Source organism: Oleomonas cavernae (genome assembly GCF_003590945.1).
Classification (GTDB): Bacteria; Pseudomonadota; Alphaproteobacteria; order Zavarziniales; family Zavarziniaceae; genus Zavarzinia; species Zavarzinia cavernae.
This window is the reverse complement of sequence record NZ_QYUK01000011.1, coordinates 4,138,242-4,157,795: the sequence shown is the minus strand read 5'-3', so window position 1 is coordinate 4,157,795 and position 19,554 is coordinate 4,138,242. Positions and strand designations below refer to the sequence as shown.

Genomic DNA, 19,554 nt, shown 5'->3' with positions numbered 1-19,554 from the left:
GCAACCGGGCGGTCATTTTTCCCTACCGCTGCTTTGCAACCAGCTCGCTCACATCGCGCCATTTCTGTTCCTGGGCGATCTGGGCAATCGTTCGGCCGCCGGGGTCTTTCACGTGGACGTCGGCGCCGGCGATGATCAGGGCTTTCACGGTGTCGCGGCGGCTGGCTTCGGCGGCCAGGGCCAAGGTGCTGATGCCGTCGCAGGCGCCGTTGGGGCCGACGCCGGCGGCGAGCAGGTCGGCGATCAATCTCTCGGGCATGCGCTGGATGCCGCAGGCGAGCATCTGGGCGGCGTCGGGGGATTCGAAGCGCCAGCCGGCGCGCTTCAGCGCCGGGATGGTCTCGGGCGTGCCCTTGATCCACAGCTCGGTCATGGCGGCCTGGTCGACCGCCTTCTCCAACTGCTCGACACTCATCGGCATGCCCACGGCGTAACCGATGTAATCCTTCACCGACTTGGTCTTGCCGCCGAGGCTGAGGGTGAGCGTGGTGGTCGGGCCGTCGGTGATCTGCGCGCGGTAGCTGTCGTCGAGCGAGAAGAAGCCGGCCTGGCCGAACCGCTCGACCAGGCCAGAGACGTCCTGCGGCGGCACCTGGTAGATCACGGCGCCGGGGATCGCGACATGGGATTGGCCCTGCCAGGTGACGTGGCCGCTGCCCTCCAGCGTGACCTTGTAGACCGGGCAGGTGCCATAGCACGCGGTGCGTGTCATCGTCACCTGGGCCGTGGCGGGGCTGCCCGCCGGCATGGGCAGGGTGCGCGCCGGCGGGCGCTCCCGCGGCAGGACCTGGACATAGTCGACGAAGACGGCGGGCACCGCCTTGCCCTCGCGCAGGAAGGGCTTGTAGCGGGTGCGGCGCACGGCCTCCTCGGCCGCCGCGTAGTAGTTGGTCTTGCCGCCGATCACCTTGGCCTCGGTCACCTGGCCCCGGGCGTCGACGGCGACGGTCAGCGAGATGCTCTCGAACAGGTCGTCCTGGGTCGCGTCCCGGATGAAGATGAAGGGATCGGGCCCCTCCCGGTGGGCATCGACCTCGTCGCGCGGGATGGTGGGCTGGCCCCCGGCGGTGATTGCCGCGATGCCGCCGGTCGCGGCGACCTCGGTACGGGGCGAGGAGCTGCACCCGGCCAGGGCGGCGCTGGCGAGCAGGGCCAGGATGGGCCACGAAATCGCGCGGTATGCGCCGGTCATGGACGCCTCTTGAAATTGTATGCTGCCCGCCTGTCCCGTCGCGATGGTATCCGCGCGGCGGGCGCCTGTCGACGCCCGCTATCGCCGGCGAGAGCGGCCGCTCAGGCGTAGACGAAGGCCTCGTCGTCGAGGTCGATCGCGGGCAGCTCCTTTCGCTCGGCCCAATAGTCCTGGGTGTGCTGCCATTCGGGCTTGTCGCCCCGCTTGGGCAGCAGGTGCATGCCGCGCATCAGGTAGCCGGGGTTGAAATTCTCCGGGTCGATCCAGGGCAGCAGCGGCATGTCGCGGTCCTGCGGCCGCAGCGCCACCTCCACGCGACTGGCCCCCTTGGCCTTCATGTGGTTGAGCAGGCGGCAGACGAAATCGCCGATCAGGTCGGCCCGCAGGGTCCAACTGGCGCGGAAATAGCCGAAGACCCAGACCAGGTTGGGCATGCCGGTGAACATCATGCCGCGATAGGTCACCGTGTCGGCAAAGTTCAGCGGCTTGCCGTCGACGGTGAAGGCGATGTCGCCCAGGACGTTGAGGTTGAAGCCGGTGGCGGTGACGATGATGTCGGCCTCCAGCTCGAGGCCCGATTTCAGCAGGATGCCCTTGGCGGTAAAGCGCTCGATCTCGTCGGTGACGACCGAGGCCTTGCCGGCACGGATGCCCTGGAACAGGTCGCCGTCGGGATGAAGGCGATACGCTGGCGCCAGGGGCGGTAGCGCGGCGTGAAATGCTTGACCACGTCGTCCTCGTCCAGGAACAGGCGGGCGGCGTCGAGCAGTTCCTTGGTCACCGCCTCGGGCTCCTCGAACGAGCGCCGGGTGAACTCCGCCTGCTCCTGGAGGATCTTGCGCCGGGTGATCTCGTGGATCCAGGCCTCGTCGACCTCGAGCTGGCGCAGCGTGTCGGCCAGGTCGTTGGCGTTGCGCGCCGGGATGAAATAGGTGGGCGAGCGCTGCAGCAGCGTGACATGCCGGCAATCGCCGGCGATGGCGGGTACCAGGGTCGCCGCGGTCGCGCCCGAGCCGATGACGAGGACATTCTTGTCCTTGTAGTCCAGGTCTTCCGGCCAGGTCTGCGGGTGCACGATCCGCCCCTGGTAGGTCTCCATGCCCGGCCACTCGGGCGTATAGCCCTGGGCGTGGCGGTAATAGCCCTGGCACATCCACAGGAAGCCGGTGGTGATAAGGGAGGTTTCGCCCGTGTCGCCGGCGGTAACCTCCAGGGTCCACAGGTTGTCGGCGCTGGACCAGGTGGCCCGGGTGATCTTACGCTGGTAGCGGATGTGCCGCGCCAGGTCGTTGTCGGCGATCACCTCGCCCATATAGGCCAGGATTTCCTGTCCCGTGGCGATGGGCGTGCCGGTCCAGGGCTTGAAGCGATAGCCGAAGGTATAGAGGTCGCTGTCCGAACGGATGCCGGGATAGCGATGCATCTGCCAGGTGCCGCCGAAACTCTCCAGGGCTTCCAATACGACGAAGCGGGTACCCGGGCATTGCGTCGTCAGGTGATAGGCCCCGCCCACGCCGGAGATCCCCGCCCCCACGATCACCACGTCGAAATGCTCGGCCGGTTGGGGCTCGGTCTCCCGCGCCAGTGCTGTCGCCGCCATGATTGTTCTTCCTCCCGTTGTTTTTGTTGATGGTGCCGAAAATGACGCCTGCGTCAACTTTTATCGACAAGGCGCCCCGCCGCCTTGATCGAGATCAATCGGGTGATCCGGCTTCCTGGCCGCTATGCCATGACAACGCCATTTCTTGCCGCTAGCATCCACCCCCTAGAGACAGGGAGGCCAAAGCCCATGACCGGTTCGACCATCACCATCGGCGCCAACGACGGCGGCAGTTTCTCGGCCTATGTGGCCCGTCCCGCCGGGGCGGCGCCCGCGCCGGCGATCGTCGTCATCCAGGAGATTTTCGGCGTCAACCAGGTGATGCGCGATATCTGCGACTGGCTGGCCGGCGAAGGCTACATCGCCGTCTGCCCCGACCTGTTCTGGCGTATCGAGCCCGGTATCGACATCACCGACAAGTCCAAGGCAGAATGGGACAAGGCCTTCTCGCTGTTCTCGGCCTTCGACCGCGCCCATGGCATCGCCGATATCGAGACGACCCGCGCCGTGGCGGCGACGCTGCCCGGCTGCACCGGCAAGGTGGGTGCCGTCGGCTATTGCCTGGGCGGCCACATGGCCTATCGCACCGCGGCCCAGACGGTGATCGATGCCTCGGTCGGCTATTACGGCGTCGGCATCAACGATGCGCTGGACGTGGCCGGCGGCATCAGCAAGCCCTTGATGCTGCACGTCGCCGAGAAGGATGCCTTCGTGCCGCCCGAAGCGCAGGCCAAGGTGGCGGCGGCGCTGGGCGCCAACCCGCTGGTCACCCTCCACAACTATGCCGGCCAGGACCATGCCTTCGCCCGCGAAGGCGGCGAGCACTACGACGCGGCAGCGGCGAAACTGGCCAACAGCCGCACCCTCGACTTCTTCAAGACCCATCTGGCCTGAGGCGAGGCGGCGCATGATGGTGAACAGCCAGGCGATCCGCTTCCACGCCCCCGGCGGGCCCGATGTCCTGCGGCTGGAGCCGGTCGACCTGCCCGATCCCGGCTTCGGCGAGGTGCGCCTGCGCCAGACCGCGGTCGGGGTCAATTACATCGATACCTATCACCGCACTGGCCTCTATCCCGTGCCCCTGCCGTCGGGCATCGGGCTGGAGGCGGCCGGCGTGGTGAAGATGGTCGGCCCGGGCGTCGAGGGTGTCGCGGTCGGCGACCGGGTGGCCTATTGCACGGCGCCGATCGGCGCCTATGCCACCTGGCGCAACTTCCCGGCCGAGATGCTGTTCAAGATCCCCGACACGGTCGAGGACGAGCAGGCGGCCTCGATCATGCTCCAGGGCCTGACCGCGTGGTATCTGCTGCGTCGCACCTATGCCGTGAAGGCGGGCGAGACCGTGCTGTTCCATGCCGCCGCCGGCGGGGTCGGCCTGATCGCCTGCCAGTGGGCGCGGCACTTAGGGGTACGCCTGATCGGCACCGCCGGCAGCCCGGAAAAGGCGGCCCTGGCCCGGGCCCATGGCGCGGCCGAGGTGATCCTCTACCGCCAGCAGGATGTGGCGGCCCGGGTGCGCGAGCTGACTGGGGCAAGGGCGTGCCGGTGGTCTATGACGGTGTCGGCAAGGATACCTGGGAAGGCTCGCTCGACAGCCTCAGCCCACGCGGCCTGATGGTCAGCTTCGGCAATGCCAGCGGCGCCGTGCCGGCCTTCAATCCCGGCATCCTGTCGGCCAAGGGCTCGCTGTTCCTGACCCGCCCGACCCTGTACCACTACATCGCCGACAAGGCGGAACGGGCAACGGCGGCGGCCGAACTGTTCGACCTGGTCGGCCGCGGCATTATCAAGACCAACGTCCGCCAGCGCTATGCCCTGGCCGAAGCGGCCGAGGCACACCGGCAGTTGGAAGCCCGGCAGACGGTGGGCTCGACGGTGCTTCTGCCCTGAGTTCCCTCGCCCCCAGCGGGGGAGAGGGCTAGGGTGAGGGGGTGTCGGGCAATCGTCGTGGCTCCAGCAACCCCTCACCCCAACCCTCTCCCCGCTTGCGGGGCGAGGGAGTCAGAGGCTATCGCCGGCCGGCGCGGGCGGCGACGCCGGCGATCCGCATCAGGGCGCGGGCGGTCAGGGCGTCGGTCGGGTTGCCGGTGGTCTTGCAGTCGAGCTCGGCCTCGATCAGCAGGTCGACGGCATCGTTCAGGTGCCGCCCGCTCCAGCGGTTGAGCTGGGCCTTGAAGGCGCGGTCGCGGGGAAAGCGGACCGGCGGGCGAAGCTGCATCAGGGCCCGCTCGGCCGGGGTGCCGCTGTCGACCAGGCTGCGCGCCAATTGCAGTTGCAGCACCTGGCGGCTGACGCTGCGCAGGATCACGACCGCATTCTCGCCCGCCTGGCGGCACCGCTCCAGGCTGCGTTCGAGACGCGGCATGTCGCCGCTCAAGGCAGCCTCGACCACGTCGTCGATGCCGATATCGGAAGCGTCGCCCACGGCCGCGCGGACATCCTCCAGCGTTACCCGCTTCGCCCCCTCGCCCATGTAGAGCACCAGCTTGTCGAGCTCGCCGCGCGACAAGGCCCGGTCGGCACCCAGCCGCTCGATCAGCCAGGACTGGGCGCCCGGGTCGATGTCCAGCCTGGCCTTGCGCAGGACCGCGTCGATCAGGTCGTCGAGGCTCGCGGAATCGTCGGCGTAGCAGGCGATGGCGGCGCCATTGGCGGCCTCCTCGACGGCGGTGCGCAGGGCACTGCGCTTGCCCGGCAGGTCGCCGGCCTCGGCGACGATCATGGCATCGCCGGCGGGATCGTCGAGGAAGCCGGCGATCGCCTTGGCGTGCTTGTCGCTCAAATCGCGCAGGCGGATCACCCGGCGCCCGCCGATCATGGAAATGGCGGCCGCTTCGTCGGCCAGGCGCGCCGGATCCTCGTCCAGGGATGCCCCGGTCAGCTCGGCAACGCGGAAGGGATCGTTGAGGTCGGGCACCACGGCGCGGGCGATGGCGGTTGCCCGCTCGCGCACCAGCCCGCCGTCGGGCCCGAAGACCAGGGCCAGGCGCACCGCCGGGTCCGGTCTGGCCAGGAAGCGCTCGATCGACGGGCCGGTCAGCTTCATGGCGCAGGCCGCACGCGCGCCTCAGCTCCGGTGGGTTTCGAGGAAGCTGGCCACGCGGGCGCGGATCTCGTCGGCCAGGGCGCCGGAAGCCCGGTTATAGGCGTCCGACTGGGCCGAGATCGCGGCATATTCGGATTCCGGCACGTTGTAGGCGGCGGTGGTGCGCGCGGCCTCGGTCATCACCGAGTTGCCAGTCGCGACATCGACCAGGCGGAAATTGCCGCGCAGGGTGACGACATAGCGGGTGATCGAGGCGTCGGTCTGGACCAGGCCGCCCAGTTCGCTGCGCTCGAGCTTCACATCCAGGCGGTAACGCGGGTTGCTGGCCGAGCGGCCGGCCGAAATCCGGTCGATCAGGTCGTTGCGCAGGACCTGGGAAATCCGGTCGTCGCCGATCGGGGCGATGGCGACGCTGCCCAGCAGGGCCTCCGCCTCGGCGGAGGTCGACTCGCTGCCGTACATCGGCCGAAAGCCGCAGGCGGACAGGCCAAGGCCGAGGCCAAGGACGAGGACGGCGGCGATGCGGGCAACTGCCATGACTCAAACCACCAGGTTGACGATGCGACCGGGCACCACGATGACCTTGCGCACCGGGCGCCCGTCAATCGCTTTCTGCACCGGGTCGAGGTCGAGGGCCAGCTTCTCCAGTGTCTCGCGGTCGGTCGCGGCCGGCACCAGCAGGGTGCCGCGCAGCTTGCCCTGGACCTGGACCGCGATGGTGATCTCGTCGTCCGCCGACAGGGCGGGGTCGGCGACCGGCCAGGGGGTGGCCGTCAGCAGGGTCTTGGCGCCCAGCAGGGACCACAATTCCTCGGCCAGGTGCGGCATCATCGGCGCGACCAGCTGGACGATGGTCTCCAGCGCCTCGCGGGTGGCGGCGGGGCTGGCGCCGGTCTTGCCCAGGGCGGCATCCTGGGCCGCGTTGGCGAACTCGTAGAGGCGGGCGACGGCCTTGTTGAAGTGGAAGGCCTCGATGTCGGCGGTGACGCCGACGATGGTCTTGTGGGTGGCGCGGCGCAGGGGCGCATCCTCGGGCCCGTAGGCGCTATCGCCGACGGGGCCCAGGCGGCCCATCGCCTCGGTCACCATGCGCCACAGGCGCTGGGTGAAGCGCCAGGCGCCTTCGATGCCGCCCTCGGTCCATTCCAGGTCGCGCTCGGGCGGGCTGTCGGACAGCATGAACCAGCGGGCGGTGTCGGCGCCGTAGCGGTCGATGATGTCGTCGGGGTCGACGACATTCTTCTTCGACTTCGACATCTTCTCGACCCGGCCCGAAGTCACCGCTTCGCCGGTCGCCAGACGCACCAGGGCACCGCTCTCGCTCTTGCCGACCTCGGCCGGGGTCAGCCACTCGCCATCGGCCGACTTGTAGGTCTCGTGGTTGACCATGCCCTGGGTGAACAGGCCGGCGAAGGGCTCGGCGATCCCCAAGTGCCCGGTCACCTGCAGGGCGCGGACGAAGAAGCGGGAATAGAGCAGGTGCAGGATCGCATGCTCGATGCCACCGATGTACTGGTCGACCGGCAGCCAGTAATCGACCGCGTCACGATCGAAGGGTGCATCGCTGCGCGGCGAGCAGAAGCGCGCGAAATACCACGACGAATCGATGAAGGTGTCGAAGGTGTCGGTCTCGCGCCGGGCCTCGCCGCCGCATTGCGGGCAGGTCACGTGCTTCCAGGTCGGATGGCGGTCCAGCGGATTGCCCGGCACGTCGAAGGTCACGTCGTCGGGCAGGGTGACCGGCAACTGGTCTGCCGGCACCGGCACGATGTCGCAGGTGGCACAATGGATGACCGGGATCGGCGCGCCCCAATAGCGCTGGCGCGAGACGCCCCAGTCGCGCAGGCGGTAGGTGGTGGTGCCCTTGCCGGCCTGGAGTTCCTCGATCCTGGCGATCGCGGCGCTCTTGGCCTCGACGACGCCCAGCCCGTTCAGGAAGTCCGAATGATAGATCGTGCCGTCGCCGGTATAGGCCTCGGTCTCGACATCGAAGGTCGCCGGGTCGGCGCCGGGCGGCAGCACCACGGGGGTGACCTCCAGGCCGTATTTGCGGGCGAAGTCCAGGTCGCGCTGGTCATGGGCCGGGCAGCCGAAGATGGCGCCGGTGCCGTATTCCATCAGCACGAAATTGGCGACGTAGACCGGCAGGGTCTCTTCGGGCAGGAACGGGTGCTGCACTTCCAGGCCGGTGTCGAAGCCCAGCTTCTCGGCGCGCTCGATCTCTTCCTGCGAGGTGCCGCCCTTGCGGCATTCCTCGATGAACTTGGTCAGCACCGGGTCGGCCTTGGCCAGGGCGGCGGCCACCGGGTGGTCGGCGGCGATGGCGACGAAAGCCGCGCCGAACAGGGTATCGGGCCTGGTGGTATAGACCTCGACCGAATCCGCCGGCGCGCCGCCCTTGAACTTGAAGCTCAGGTTGGCGCCTTCCGACTTGCCGATCCAGTTCTCCTGCATCAGGCGCACCTTGGGCGGCCAGCGGTCCAGGGTCTCCAGGCCCTCTTTCAGTTCGTCGGCGAAGGCGGTGATCTTCAGGAACCACTGCGACAGCTTGCGCCGCTCGACCACCGCGCCCGAGCGCCAGCCGCGGCCGTCGATGACCTGCTCGTTGGCCAGCACGGTATTGTCCACCGGGTCCCAGTTGACCCAGGATTCCTTGCGATAGACCAGGCCGGCCTTGAGGAAATCCAGGAACAGCTTCTGCTCGTGGCGGTAATACTCGGGGTGGCAGGTGGCGATCTCGCGGCTCCAGTCTAGGGACAGGCCCATGGACTTGAGCTGGGTGCGCATCGCATCGATGTTCTTGTAGGTCCAGTCCGCCGGGTGAACCTTGCGCTCCATCGCGGCGTTTTCGGCCGGCATGCCGAAGGCGTCCCAGCCCATGGGGTGCAGCACGTTGTAGCCCCGCGCCCGCTTGTAGCGCGCCACCACGTCGCCCATGGCGTAGTTGCGCACATGGCCCATGTGGATGCGCCCCGACGGATAGGGGAACATCTCCAGGACGTAATACTTGGGCTTGCTCTTGTCGTCGCCCGCACGGAAGGCATCGGCCGCCTCCCAGGCGGCCTGCCACTTCACTTCCGCCGACCGGGGATTGTAACGCTCGTTCGACATCAGGGGGAACTATCGGCTTTCTGGCGGGAGACAGAGATATAGGGCGAGGGCTTCCACGCTGACAATGGAATATTGCCGGACATCCCTCACCCGGCCCAGTAACAAGTTCCCTCGCCCCCGACGGGGGAGAGGGCTAGGGTGAGGGGGTGTGGATCACACACGCGGAAGCAGAAATCCATGCCCGATCCAGCCATTGCTCGCGCCAGGCGCCTGCGCCGCGACGCCACCGAGGCGGAGCGGCTGCTCTGGCGGCTGCTGCGGGAGGCGCCGTTGCCCTTGCGGGCGCGGCGGCAGCATCCGGTGGCCGGCTATTTTGCCGATTTCGCCTTTACCAGCCCCGGCTGATCGTGGAGATCGACGGCGGACAACATGCCGGGAGCGATGCAGACGAGCGACGAACGGTGGCGCTCCGGGGCGCGGGCTGGCGTGTCCTCCGCTTCTGGAACAACGAGGTCCTGGAAAATCCCGAGGGGTCCTGGCGGCGATCGTCGCAGCCCTGGAGGCCCCTCACCCCGGCCCTCTCCCCGCAAGCGGGGCGAGGGAGTGAGGCGGTGCCTGCTACTGCCCGATGCTCTGGACGCGAAGCTGGCGGGCGCGGGTCAGGATGGCATTCTCGAGCTGGGCGACGGTCTCGGCCGAGACCGGCACGTCCAGCCACTGCCGTTCCGGCCCGATCTGCTGGCGGAACAGCGCGACCTTCAGGCCATCGGCGCGCAGGCGCCGGTCGAGGATGTAGACCGTGGCCTTCATGCGCTCGGACGGGCGATCGGGCGAGGAATACCAGTCGGTGATGATGACCCCGCCAAAGGGGTCGGCCGAGGCCAGGGGCATGAACGACAGGGTGTCGAGCGACGCGCGCCACAGCAGGGCGTTAACGCCGATGCCGCTGGTCGCCCCGTCGTCCCGGTTCTTACCGCCATCGAACAGGGTCAGGCCGTCAGGCCCCAGAATGCCGCCTTGCGGGGCGTTGGGGTCGGGCGCGGGGATGGAGCGGCCGCTGTAGGTCGACTGCGAGGGATACTGCTGGACCGGCTCACCGGCGCTCTCGCAGCCCGCCAGACCCAACCCAACCGATAGAAAAACGAGCGCTGCACGCAAACGCAGACCGATCATCAATGATTCCTCGCGCCTTGACACACGGGCTGACGCACCTGTGCGAAGGCCTTTGAATAAGGGATGCGGCCCGCCAAGGCAATGGCGGCCCGCGACGGCGGCGGGGCTAGAATGCCAGAAAACAAGTTCTCGGTTTCGTTAACGGGCGGTCACAAGTTGTTTCATTGATGCAACAGCCGCCACGCATTGTCTTCGTGACGCGCCGCACCATCGGGCATTCAGCTTGACCCGCCGCGCGCCGTGGGCCTCCCTATGCCCGGGTAACGACCGCAAGGTCGGATCGTCCGGGGGCCATTCCGGATAACACTTATCCCTCAGGGGGTTTTATGAAGAAGATTCTGTTGGGCACGACGGCGCTTGCCACCGCCGTTTTGATCTCCGCCGGCGCGCAGGCTGCTGCGGAACCGGTCTCGCTGAAGATCAGCGGCTATTTCAAGGGCTTGGTGGCTTTCGGCGACAACGGCGTCACCGACGCCCGCAACGTCGCGGTGAAGAGCTGGGACTCCGAAGTCCACTTCACGGCCAAGGGCGTGGCCGACAACGGCTTGACCTACGGTGCGCGCATCGAGCTGGAAGGCAACACCACCGGCAACCAGATCGATGAGGCCTTCCTGTTCTTCGAAGGCGGCTTCGGCAAGATCGAGGTCGGCTACGACGACTCGGTCGCCTACCAGATGCTCAATACCTCGCCGGCGCCCGACAAGCTCGGCATGCTCGCCCTCAACACGCCGAACTACGCCTGGGGCGGCGCGACCGCGCAGACCCTGGATGCGCTGTTCAACAACGACGCCGCCAAGCTGATCTATTTCACGCCGCGGCTCGCCGGTTTCCAGCTCGGCGTCTCCTATGCGCCGGACGTCAACTATAACAACAACGCCACCAGCATCGGCTCCGATGCCGACTTCACGCTCGACAACGACGCCGCCTACGGCCAGGGCACTTCGGTCGGCTTGAACTACAACCAGAAGCTCTCGACAGTCACTGTGGGCCTGTCGGCAACCTACAGCTGGTACGAAGCGGAACTGGCACCCGACGATGCGAGCTACTGGGGCCTCGGCGCCAGCTTGGGCTTCGGCATCGGCGAAGGCACCCTCACCGTCGGCGGCTCCTACGCCGAGAACAACGACCGCTTCGCCAGCGGCGTCCTCGCCGACACCCAGGCCTACGATGTGGGCGTCAAGTACGCCATGGGCCCGTGGAGCCTCGGCGCCAACTACATCTGGCAGGACTACGGGCGTAGCAGCGACGACGAGATGTGGGGCGCTTCGGTCGGCGGCGGCTATACGCTGGCGCCGGGCCTCGAGCTGTCGGCGGGCTACATCCACTACGACCGCGATGCCTCCCTGACCACGGTCCCCGCGGACGGCGACGCCAGCGCGGACGTCTTCGTCCTGGGCACGGGCCTGTCGTTCTGATCTGCGACAAAGCGTCGACCAAGAAGAAGAGGGCGGTTTCCGCCCTCTTTTTTCTTGGGCGGCGCGCGTATATAGGTGCCGTCGTCGCTTGATGGAGGGTCCGGGTTTGGGCCAACTGATCTGGCTCGCGTCCTTTCCCAAATCGGGAAATACCTGGCTGCGAACCTTCCTGCACCACCTGTTGATCAATCCGCCCGCCCCCCTGCCGCCGGACCAGTTGATCCGCTTCACGGTCGGGGATTCCATGCGCGTCTGGTACGACAAGGTCGCCGGCAAGCCGACCCAGGGCATGACAGAGGCTGAAATCGCGGCCTTGCGGCCGCGCGTGCAGGCCTCGATGACCGGCGCCTTTCCCGATTCCGTCTTCGTCAAGACCCACTCGATGCTTGGCGAACGCGACGGCACGCCGCTGATCTCCGAGGCGGTGACAGCCGGCGGGATCTATGTCGTGCGCGATCCGCGCGACGTCGCCATCTCGGGCGCCGACCACTTCGGCCTGTCGATCGACGAGATGATCGACAAGATGGCGGATACGCGGGCGATCGCCGGCGGCGACGTCAAGCATGTGGTCACCCATGTGTCGAGCTGGAGCCAGCATGTCATCAGTTGGACCGCGCAGCCGCTGCCGCAATTCCACGTTGTGCGCTACGAGGACATGGAACAAGCGCCGTTCAAGACCTTCGGCGGCATCGCCCGCTTCCTGGGGCTGAAGCCGCCGCGCGACCGGCTCGACCGGGCGATCAAGTTTTCCTCGTTCAAGGTGGTTCAGAACCAGGAAGCCAAGCACGGCTTCCAGGAGCGCAGCGGCCATTCGCAGCGGTTTTTCCGCGTCGGCAAGTCGGGGCAGTGGAAGGCGACGCTGACGCCGGCCCAGGTGGCGCGGATCGAAGCCGACCACGGCGAGCAGATGCGCCGTTTCGGTTACCTCTAGGCCCGACTCTCCCCGGTTTTTGCGGTCCGCGGGCAGGCGCGGCGCGGCTTTGGTGCCGGTTTCCGGCAGCAAGTCGGCTCTCCGATGTGTTACCCCACGGCCACAGGGCCGTCACAATGTCGGCGGCCAGTGCTGCGCTGCGGCGCCTTTCGCTTGACCCGGGGGGTGGGATGGAAATTCTATCGCCCAGTAGCGATCCACATCCGGATCGTCCGGGGGCCACTCCCGGCTGCATTGACCGAATGAGGGGATGATGAAGAAGATTCTACTTGGCACGACGGCGCTTGCCACCGCTGCTCTGCTTTCCGCCGGTGCCGCCCAGGCGGCTGCCGAGCCCGTGAAGCTGACCGTCAGCGGCTATTTCAAGGGCCTGATCGCTGCCGGCGACAACGGCGTCACGGACGCGCGCAACGTGGCCGTGAAGAGCTGGGATTCGGAAATCCGCTTCGAGGCCAAGGGCGTTGCCGACAACGGCCTGACCTATGGCGCGCGCATCGAGCTGGAAGGCAACACCACCGGCAACCAGATCGACGAGAGCTACCTGTTCTTCCAGGGCGGTTTCGGTCGTCTCGAAGTCGGCTACAACGACAACGTCGCCAACCAGATGCACTATCAGGCGCCCTCGCCTGACGCGCTCGGCCTGCTCGGCGTGAACTCGCCGAACTACGCCTGGGGTGGTTCGACCGCCCAGACCTACGATTTCGTCGACAATGACTCTGCCAAGCTGATCTATTTCACCCCGCGTATGGGTGGCTTCCAGCTCGGCGTGTCCTACTCGCCGGACATCAGCTACAACAACAACGCCGGCAGCGTCGGCGCTGACAGCGACTTCAACCTCGACGACGATCTGGCCTACGGTTCGAACGTCGCGGTCGGCCTGAACTTCAACAAGGAGTTCTCGGGTGTCACCCTCGGCCTGTCGGCTACCTATAGCTGGTACGAAGCCGAGTTGGCTCCGGAAGATCTGACCTACTTCGGCTTCGGTGGCAACGTGGGCTTCGGCGTCGGCGTCGGCACCCTGACCGTCGGTGGGTCGTACGCTCAGTACGACTCGGACGATACCTTCCTGGATACCGAATCCTTCGACGCTGGCGTCCAGTACGCCCAGGGTCCGTGGACCGTCGGCATCAGCTACATCAACGAAGACTACTCGACCCTGTTTGGCACCCCGACCAGCGATGGTTCGATGTGGGGCGTGTCGGCCGGCGGCGGCTATCAGGTCGCCCCGGGCCTCGACGTGTCGCTGGGCTACATCCACTACGACCGCGAGGCCGCTGTGACCACCGACACGATCGACGACACGACCTCGGACGTGTTCATCCTCGGCACGGGTCTCTCGTTCTAATTCAGAACGGAACCTGCGGGAAAAGGGGGCGGTTTCCGCCCCCTTTTTTTGTGCCCGCGCCCAAAACTTTCGCGCCGTCTACATCCTTCGGTCAACTTGCGCCGCCGGGGCCTGCTTCGCATAATCCGGCCCACAAAAGGCCAACCGGGAGGATGCCTCATGAGTTCGGAACCCCTGTACCCTGTGCTTCCCGCGTTTGCCGCCGGTGCCCACGTCGATGCGGCCGGCTATGCCCGTGACTACCGCCGCTCGGTCGAGGATCCGGCCGGCTACTGGGGCGACGTCGGCCGCCGCCTCGACTGGATCAAGCCGTTCTCGGCCGGCGCGGTGAAGGACACGTCCTTCGGCCCCGGTGACGTCCACATCCGCTGGTTCCACGACGGCGTGTTGAATGTCGCCGCCAACTGCCTCGACCGGCACCTGGCCACGCGCGGCGAGCAGGTCGCCATCATCTGGGAAGGCGACAATCCCGCCGACAGCCGCCGCATCACCTACCGCGAGCTTCACGCCGAGGTCTGCCGCTTCGCCAATGTCCTCAAGGCCCAGGGCGTCAACAAGGGCGACCGCGTCACCATCTACCTGCCCATGATCCCGGAAGCCGCGGTCGCCATGCTCGCCTGCGCCAGGATCGGCGCCATCCATTCCATCGTCTTCGGCGGCTTCTCCCCCGACAGCCTCGCCGGCCGCGTCACCGACTGCGCCTCAACCATCATCATCACCGCCGACGAGGGCCTGCGCGCCGGCAAGACCGTCCCCCTCAAGGCCAATGCCGACAAGGCCCTGGAACAGTGCCCCGACGTCAAATCGGTCATCGTCGTGCGCCGCACCGGCGGCAAGGTCAATGTCGTCCCGGGCCGCGACCTCTGGTACCACGAGGCCATGGCCGCGGTGGCGGCGGATTGCCCGCCCGAGCCCATGGGCGCCGAGGATCCCCTGTTCATCCTCTATACCTCCGGCTCCACCGGCAAGCCCAAGGGCGTGCTCCACACCTCCGGCGGCTACCTCGCCTATGCCAGCCTCACCCATGAGCTGGTCTTCGACTACCATGCCGGCGACGTCTACTGGTGCACCGCCGATGTCGGCTGGGTCACCGGCCACAGCTACATCGTCTATGGCCCGCTCGCCAACGGCGCCACCACCCTGATGTTCGAGGGCGTGCCCAACTTCCCCGATCCCAGCCGCTTCTGGCAGGTCATCGACAAGCATCAGGTCACCATCTTCTACACCGCCCCCACCGCCATCCGCGCCCTCATGCGCGAGGGCGAGGACTGGGTTGCCAAGACCGCCCGCACCTCCCTGCGCCTGCTCGGCTCCGTCGGCGAGCCGATCAACCCGGAAGCCTGGACCTGGTATCACCGCGTCGTCGGCGACGGCCGCTGCCCCATCGTCGACACCTGGTGGCAGACCGAGACCGGCGGCATTCTCATCACCCCCTGCCCGGCGCCACCGACCTGAAGCCCGGCTCCGCCACCAGGCCCTTCTTCGGCGTCCAGCCGGTCATCGTCGATGCCGAGGGCCACGAGCTCGAAGGTGCCACCGAAGGCAACCTGTGCATCGCCGACTCATGGCCCGGCCAGATGCGCAGCGTCTACGGCGACCACGAGCGCTTCGTGCAGACCTATTTCTCGACCTATCCCGGCAAGTACTTCACCGGCGACGGCTGCCGCCGGGATGCCGACGGCTACTACTGGATCACCGGCCGGGTCGACGACGTCATCAACGTCTCGGGCCACCGCATGGGCACGGCCGAGGTCGAGAGCGCCCTGGTCGCCCATCCCAAGGTCGCCGAGGCAGCCGTCGTGGGCTATCCCCACGACATCAAGGGCCAGGGCATCTATGCCTATGTCACCCTGAACGCCGGCGAGCAGCCCTCCGAGCCCCTGCGCAAGGAACTGGTCGCCTGGGTGCGCCAGGAGATCGGCCCCATCGCCAGCCCCGACCTGATCCAGTTCGCCCCCGGCCTGCCCAAGACCCGCTCGGGCAAGATCATGCGCCGCATCCTGCGCAAGATCGCCGAGAACGAACACGGCGCCCTGGGCGATACCTCCACCCTCGCCGACCCCAATGTCGTCGAAGACCTCGTCACCAACCGCATGAATCGCTGAGACCTAGCACCCCTCCTCACCCAACCCTCTCCTCTCAGAGGAGAGGGCTCTGTAACCCCCTCTGCCCTTCAGGGCGGAGGGGTTGGGGGAGGGGGGTCAGCCGCACCACCCGACCCGCGCCTTGCCGTCGTAAGGACGGGCGAGGCCTGCGGCGATGAGCTGGTCGGTCAGGGCCCGGCCGTCGGCGGTCGAGACCAGGGCCAGGACGCGGCCGCCGTATTTGTCGTAGCGGACATCGCGCAGGGTGACGGTGCCGCCGGCCACCAGCCGAGCCAGCAGGTCGCGGGCGGCGGCGGCCTTGCGCTTTTCATCGTCGCAGTCGCCGCGCAGTTCAGGGGTATCGATCCCGACCAGGCGTACCCGGGTGACCACTTCCTGGCCCAGCCAGATCATCACCCGCACTTCCAGCGTGTCGCCGTCCACCACCTCGAGGACATCGGCGGTGAAGGGGCCGGGCATGGCATCGGCCAGGCGCGCGCCAAGGCGGTCCGGGCTGGTGGCCCAGGCGCCGATCCCCAGCGCGCCGACGACGGCCAGGGCCAGAAGAATCAGAATCGGGCGAAGTCCGTGGGCCATGGCGCGAACAATAAGAGAACGAATGGCAGGCCGGCAAGCGGCGCAGTGGCGGCCTGTGCCACCCGATGCTAAGAGACACGCAAATTCGTCCTGCCCACAGATTTCAGGTTCCCCATGATCGCCCGCGCCCTCCTCTCGGTCTCGGACAAGACCGGCCTCGTCGAATTCGCCTTTGCCCTGGCCGAGCGTGGCGTCGAACTGCTCTCGACCGGGGGCACCGCCAAGGCGCTGCGCGATGCGGGCCTGAAGGTGGTCGAGGTGGCGGACCACACCGGCAGCCCGGAAATCCTCGACGGCCGGGTGAAGACCCTGCACCCCAAGGTCCATGGCGGCCTGCTGGGCCGGCGCGACGTGCCCGACCATGTCGCCCAGATGGCGGCCCACGGCATCGCCAATATCGACCTGGTGGTGGTCAACCTCTACCCGTTCGAGGCGACGGTGGCGCGCGGTGCCGATTGGGACGAGACGATCGAGAACATCGATATCGGCGGCCCGGCCATGATCCGCTCGGCCGCCAAGAACCATGACCATGTGACCGTGGTGGTCGAGCCGGCCGACTACAAGGCGGTGCTGGACGATCTCGCCACCCACGGCGGGGCGACCACGCTCACGCTGCGCCGGCGCCTGGCGGCCAAGGCCTATGCCCGCACGGCCGCCTACGACTCGGCGATCTCGGGCTGGTTCGCCAGGCAACTGGACGACACCTTCCCCGAACGCCTGACCCTGGCCGGCAGCCGTGTCGCGACCTTGCGCTATGGCGAGAACCCGCACCAGTCGGCCGCCTTCTATGCCACGGCGGAGAAGCGCCCCGGCGTTGCCACGGCCCAGCAGCTCCAGGGCAAGGGACTGTCCTACAACAATCTGAACGACACAGACGCGGCCTTCGAGCTGGTGGCGGAGTTCGACCCGGCGGAAGCGGCCGCCGTGGTGATCGTGAAGCATGCCAACCCCTGCGGCGTGGCCACGGCGCCGACCCTGATCGAAGCCTGGAAGAAGGCCCTGCTGTGCGATCCGGTCTCGGCCTTCGGCGGCATCGTCGCCACCAACCGTCCCTTGGACGGCGAAACCGCCGAGGCGATCGCCCAGATCTTCACCGAGGTCATCGTGGCGCCGGAAGCCGACGGGGCCGCCCGCGCGGTGCTGGCCGCCAAGAAGAACCTGCGGGTGCTGGTCACCGGCGGCCTGCCCGATGCCAAGTCGCCCGGCCTGATCGCCAAGACCCTGGCCGGCGGCCTGCTGGTCCAGACCCGCGACACGGTGGGCGCCGACGCCAGCCGCTTCGAGGTGAAGACCGCGCGGGTACCCAGCCCCCAGGAAACCGCCGACATGGCCTTCGCGATCAAGGTCGCCAAGCACGTGAAGTCAAACACCATCGTCTTTGCCCGGAACGGCGCCACGGTGGGCATCGGCGCCGGCCAGATGAGCCGGGTCGACAGCGCCCGCATCGCCTTCCGCAAGGCCCAGGACGCGGCCAAGGCGGCCGGGCTGGAAGAGCCGCTGACCAAGGGCTCCGTCGCCGCCTCCGACGCCTTCTTCCCCTTCGCCGACGGGTTGGACGTGCTGGTCGAGGCGGGCGCCACGGCGGTCGCCCAGCCGGGCGGCTCGATCCGCGACGGCGAGGTGATCGCCGCGGCCGACGCCGCGGGCCTCGCCATGGTCTTCACCGGCGAACGGCATTTCAGGCACTAAGCCCTCCGGCGCTCAATGCGCCTTGGGTTCTTTGACGCCTGAGAGCAGCCACAGGCCCAGGGCGAGGAACGGCAGGACCACGGCCAGGCCCCAGCGCTGGCTGTGGGTCAGGTCGGTGACCAGGCCGATCATGAACGGGGCCAGGAAGGCGGTCGCCTTGCCCGACAGGGCGAACAGGCCGAAGAACTCCGTGACCATCCCCGGCGGTGCCAGCCTGGCCATCAGGCTGCGGCTGGAGGCCTGGGCCGGGCCGAAGGGCAGGCCTAAGATCAGGGTGCAGGCCAGGAAGGCATGCTCGGCCGGGCTCGCGAACAGGCCGCGATCAGGGGCGGGGGCCGCCACCTCGATCACGAAGAATATCCGCTCGGGGCCGATCGACAGGATGCCAAGGATGCCGACGATCATCATCACGATCGCCAGGGCGATGGTGCGCTTGGAGCCGATGCGCGGCTCCAGCACGCCGCCGATGAACGAGCCGGTCATGGCCAGCACGTTCAAGAGGATGCCGAAGATGCCGATGGTCAGCAGGTCCCAGCCGAAGGTGGCACGGGCATAGATGCCGCCGAAGGCGAAGATGGCGAGCAGGGCATCGCCATAGATCATGTGGGCCAGCAGGTAACGCACCACATTGCGGTAGTGCTTCAGCCCGCGCAGCGTCTCGCCCAGTTGCCGCAGGCCCGCACCGACCGCGGCCCCGATCGCGACGCCGCGTGATTTCTGGTCGGGCACGAAGGCGAACATGGGCAGGATGAAGACGGCCAGCCAGAGCGCGGACAGGGGCCCCACCATCCGTTCGGCATCGAATGTCGCCTTGTCCAGGCCGAAGGCCGGCACCTGCGGCAGGACGAACAGGCCCAGCACCAGGCCCAGCGAGATCAGCCCGCCGACATAGCCAATGCCCCAGCCGATGGCCGAGAGCACGCCGATGCGCTCGGGCGGCACCAGGCTGGGCAGCATGGCATTGTTGAAGACGATGGCGAATTCGGCGCCGATGGTGGCGATGGTAATCGCCGCCAGGATCCCGAACAGCATGCCGCCGTCGATCCCCGGCACTGCCCACCACAGCACGGCGCAGCCGGCAAAGGTCAGGCAGGCCAGGGCGAAGATCCACGGCTTGCGCGGGCCGGCCGCATCGGCAATGGCGCCCAGCACCGGCGACAGCAGGGCGATGGCAATCCCCGCCACGGTCTGGGTGTAACCCCAATAGGCCTGGCCGGTCACCGGATCGGCGACGACGGCGCTGGTGAAGTAGGGGGCGAAGATGAAGGTGGTGACCAGGGTGAAAAAGGGCTGGAACGCCCAGTCGAAGGTCGTCCAGGACGCCTGCGCCAATTTGGAAGCCACTGCGCTATCCCCCTCCCCCAACCCCTCCGCCCTCAAGGGCAGAGGGGCGTCATCGAGCCCTCTCCTCCTGGGAGGAGAGGGTTGTGT

At 67.7% G+C, this 19,554-nt stretch carries 14 protein-coding genes and 3 pseudogenes; 8 read left to right on the top strand and 9 right to left on the bottom strand.

Annotated features, from left to right (window positions below):
• Positions 1-22 precede the first annotated feature (22 nt).
• From D3874_RS31385 to D3874_RS23900, 3 genes are all read right to left on the bottom strand, one after another.
• A complete protein-coding gene (locus D3874_RS31385; RefSeq protein WP_119781732.1) occupies positions 23-1,192 on the bottom strand; it encodes a DUF6438 domain-containing protein in 1,170 nt (389 codons plus the stop codon).
• A gap of 101 nt (positions 1,193-1,293) precedes the next feature.
• Positions 1,294-1,656, bottom strand: a complete 363-nt coding sequence (locus D3874_RS29655) for a hypothetical protein (RefSeq protein ID WP_199699237.1) — start codon at positions 1,654-1,656, stop codon at positions 1,294-1,296.
• A 116-nt stretch (positions 1,657-1,772) separates the two neighbouring features.
• On the bottom strand, positions 1,773-2,792 hold the full coding sequence (locus D3874_RS23900) for a flavin-containing monooxygenase (RefSeq protein ID WP_199699236.1): 1,020 nt from the start codon (positions 2,790-2,792) through the stop codon (positions 1,773-1,775).
• A 189-nt stretch (positions 2,793-2,981) separates the two neighbouring features.
• Between D3874_RS23900 and D3874_RS23895 the strand changes: the two genes are divergently transcribed.
• Both D3874_RS23895 and D3874_RS23890 read left to right on the top strand, forming a co-directional pair.
• Positions 2,982-3,686, top strand: coding sequence for a dienelactone hydrolase family protein (locus D3874_RS23895; protein ID WP_119781731.1), 705 nt, complete (start codon positions 2,982-2,984; stop codon positions 3,684-3,686).
• Between the two features lie 16 nt (positions 3,687-3,702).
• Positions 3,703-4,682 (top strand): annotated as a pseudogene (locus D3874_RS23890) (quinone oxidoreductase family protein).
• Between the two features lie 118 nt (positions 4,683-4,800).
• Here the strand turns inward: D3874_RS23890 and holA are convergent.
• Genes holA through leuS form a run of 3 tightly spaced genes read right to left on the bottom strand, consistent with a single transcriptional unit; the run spans position 4,801 to position 8,949 of the window.
• Positions 4,801-5,838, bottom strand: a complete 1,038-nt coding sequence (holA, locus tag D3874_RS23885) for a DNA polymerase III subunit delta (protein ID WP_119781729.1) — start codon at positions 5,836-5,838, stop codon at positions 4,801-4,803.
• 21 nt (positions 5,839-5,859) lie between these two features.
• Positions 5,860-6,375: an LPS assembly lipoprotein LptE gene (gene lptE, locus D3874_RS23880; RefSeq protein WP_119781727.1), complete on the bottom strand. Its 516-nt coding sequence runs from the start codon at positions 6,373-6,375 to the stop codon at positions 5,860-5,862.
• A gap of 3 nt (positions 6,376-6,378) precedes the next feature.
• Positions 6,379-8,949: a leucine--tRNA ligase gene (gene leuS / locus D3874_RS23875; protein ID WP_119781725.1), complete on the bottom strand. Its 2,571-nt coding sequence runs from the start codon at positions 8,947-8,949 to the stop codon at positions 6,379-6,381.
• A 177-nt stretch (positions 8,950-9,126) separates the two neighbouring features.
• Between leuS and D3874_RS23870 the strand changes: the two are divergent.
• Positions 9,127-9,362, top strand: a pseudogene (locus D3874_RS23870) (DUF559 domain-containing protein); the annotation flags it as partial.
• 145 nt (positions 9,363-9,507) lie between these two features.
• On the opposite strand, the gene D3874_RS23865 reads toward D3874_RS23870, so the two are convergent.
• Positions 9,508-10,062, bottom strand: a complete 555-nt coding sequence (locus tag D3874_RS23865; protein ID WP_119781724.1) for a DUF3576 domain-containing protein — start codon at positions 10,060-10,062, stop codon at positions 9,508-9,510.
• Positions 10,063-10,388: 326 nt separating this feature from the next.
• Here D3874_RS23865 and D3874_RS23860 point away from each other — a divergent pair, with 326 nt between their 5' ends.
• From D3874_RS23860 to acs, 4 genes and pseudogenes are all read left to right on the top strand, one after another.
• The gene (locus D3874_RS23860; protein WP_119781722.1) at positions 10,389-11,477 is read left to right on the top strand and encodes a porin; all 1,089 of its coding nucleotides are present in this window, start codon (positions 10,389-10,391) and stop codon (positions 11,475-11,477) included.
• 106 nt (positions 11,478-11,583) lie between these two features.
• Entirely contained in the window at positions 11,584-12,408 is an 825-nt protein-coding gene (locus D3874_RS23855; protein WP_119781720.1) for a sulfotransferase domain-containing protein, read from the top strand.
• 253 nt (positions 12,409-12,661) lie between these two features.
• Positions 12,662-13,753 carry a porin gene (locus tag D3874_RS23850; RefSeq protein ID WP_158596195.1) on the top strand — a complete coding sequence of 364 codons (1,092 nt, stop codon included), beginning with the start codon at positions 12,662-12,664 and terminating at the stop codon, positions 13,751-13,753.
• Between the two features lie 159 nt (positions 13,754-13,912).
• Positions 13,913-15,858: pseudogene (gene acs / locus D3874_RS23845) on the top strand (acetate--CoA ligase).
• A gap of 96 nt (positions 15,859-15,954) precedes the next feature.
• On the opposite strand, the gene D3874_RS23840 reads toward acs, so the two are convergent.
• A complete protein-coding gene (locus D3874_RS23840) occupies positions 15,955-16,434 on the bottom strand; it encodes a thermonuclease family protein (protein ID WP_119781716.1) in 480 nt (159 codons plus the stop codon).
• A 114-nt stretch (positions 16,435-16,548) separates the two neighbouring features.
• On the opposite strand from D3874_RS23840, the gene purH reads away from it, so the two are divergent.
• Positions 16,549-18,123 (top strand): bifunctional phosphoribosylaminoimidazolecarboxamide formyltransferase/IMP cyclohydrolase, encoded by a 1,575-nt coding sequence (gene purH / locus D3874_RS23835; protein ID WP_119781715.1) that lies wholly within the window; start codon positions 16,549-16,551, stop codon positions 18,121-18,123.
• Positions 18,124-18,135: 12 nt separating this feature from the next.
• Here purH and D3874_RS23830 read toward each other — a convergent pair whose 3' ends face one another.
• Positions 18,136-19,467 carry an MFS transporter gene (locus D3874_RS23830; protein ID WP_199699235.1) on the bottom strand — a complete coding sequence of 444 codons (1,332 nt, stop codon included), beginning with the start codon at positions 19,465-19,467 and terminating at the stop codon, positions 18,136-18,138.
• Positions 19,468-19,554: the final 87 nt, after the last annotated feature.

Bases quoted from the DNA above. Each gene is read 5' to 3' on its own strand.
- D3874_RS31385 (WP_119781732.1), bottom strand. From the start codon at position 1,192: ATGACCGGCGCATACCGCGCGATTTCGTGGCCCATCCTGGCCCTGCTC.
- leuS (WP_119781725.1), bottom strand. From the start codon at position 8,949: ATGTCGAACGAGCGTTACAATCCCCGGTCGGCGGAAGTGAAGTGGCAG.
- lptE (WP_119781727.1), bottom strand. From the start codon at position 6,375: ATGGCAGTTGCCCGCATCGCCGCCGTCCTCGTCCTTGGCCTCGGCCTT.
- D3874_RS23850 (WP_158596195.1), top strand. From the start codon at position 12,662: ATGAAGAAGATTCTACTTGGCACGACGGCGCTTGCCACCGCTGCTCTG.
- D3874_RS23860 (WP_119781722.1), top strand. From the start codon at position 10,389: ATGAAGAAGATTCTGTTGGGCACGACGGCGCTTGCCACCGCCGTTTTG.
- purH (WP_119781715.1), top strand. From the start codon at position 16,549: ATGATCGCCCGCGCCCTCCTCTCGGTCTCGGACAAGACCGGCCTCGTC.
- D3874_RS23895 (WP_119781731.1), top strand. From the start codon at position 2,982: ATGACCGGTTCGACCATCACCATCGGCGCCAACGACGGCGGCAGTTTC.
- D3874_RS23865 (WP_119781724.1), bottom strand. From the start codon at position 10,062: ATGATCGGTCTGCGTTTGCGTGCAGCGCTCGTTTTTCTATCGGTTGGG.
- holA (WP_119781729.1), bottom strand. From the start codon at position 5,838: ATGAAGCTGACCGGCCCGTCGATCGAGCGCTTCCTGGCCAGACCGGAC.
- D3874_RS23900 (WP_199699236.1), bottom strand. From the start codon at position 2,792: ATGGCGGCGACAGCACTGGCGCGGGAGACCGAGCCCCAACCGGCCGAG.
- D3874_RS23840 (WP_119781716.1), bottom strand. From the start codon at position 16,434: ATGGCCCACGGACTTCGCCCGATTCTGATTCTTCTGGCCCTGGCCGTC.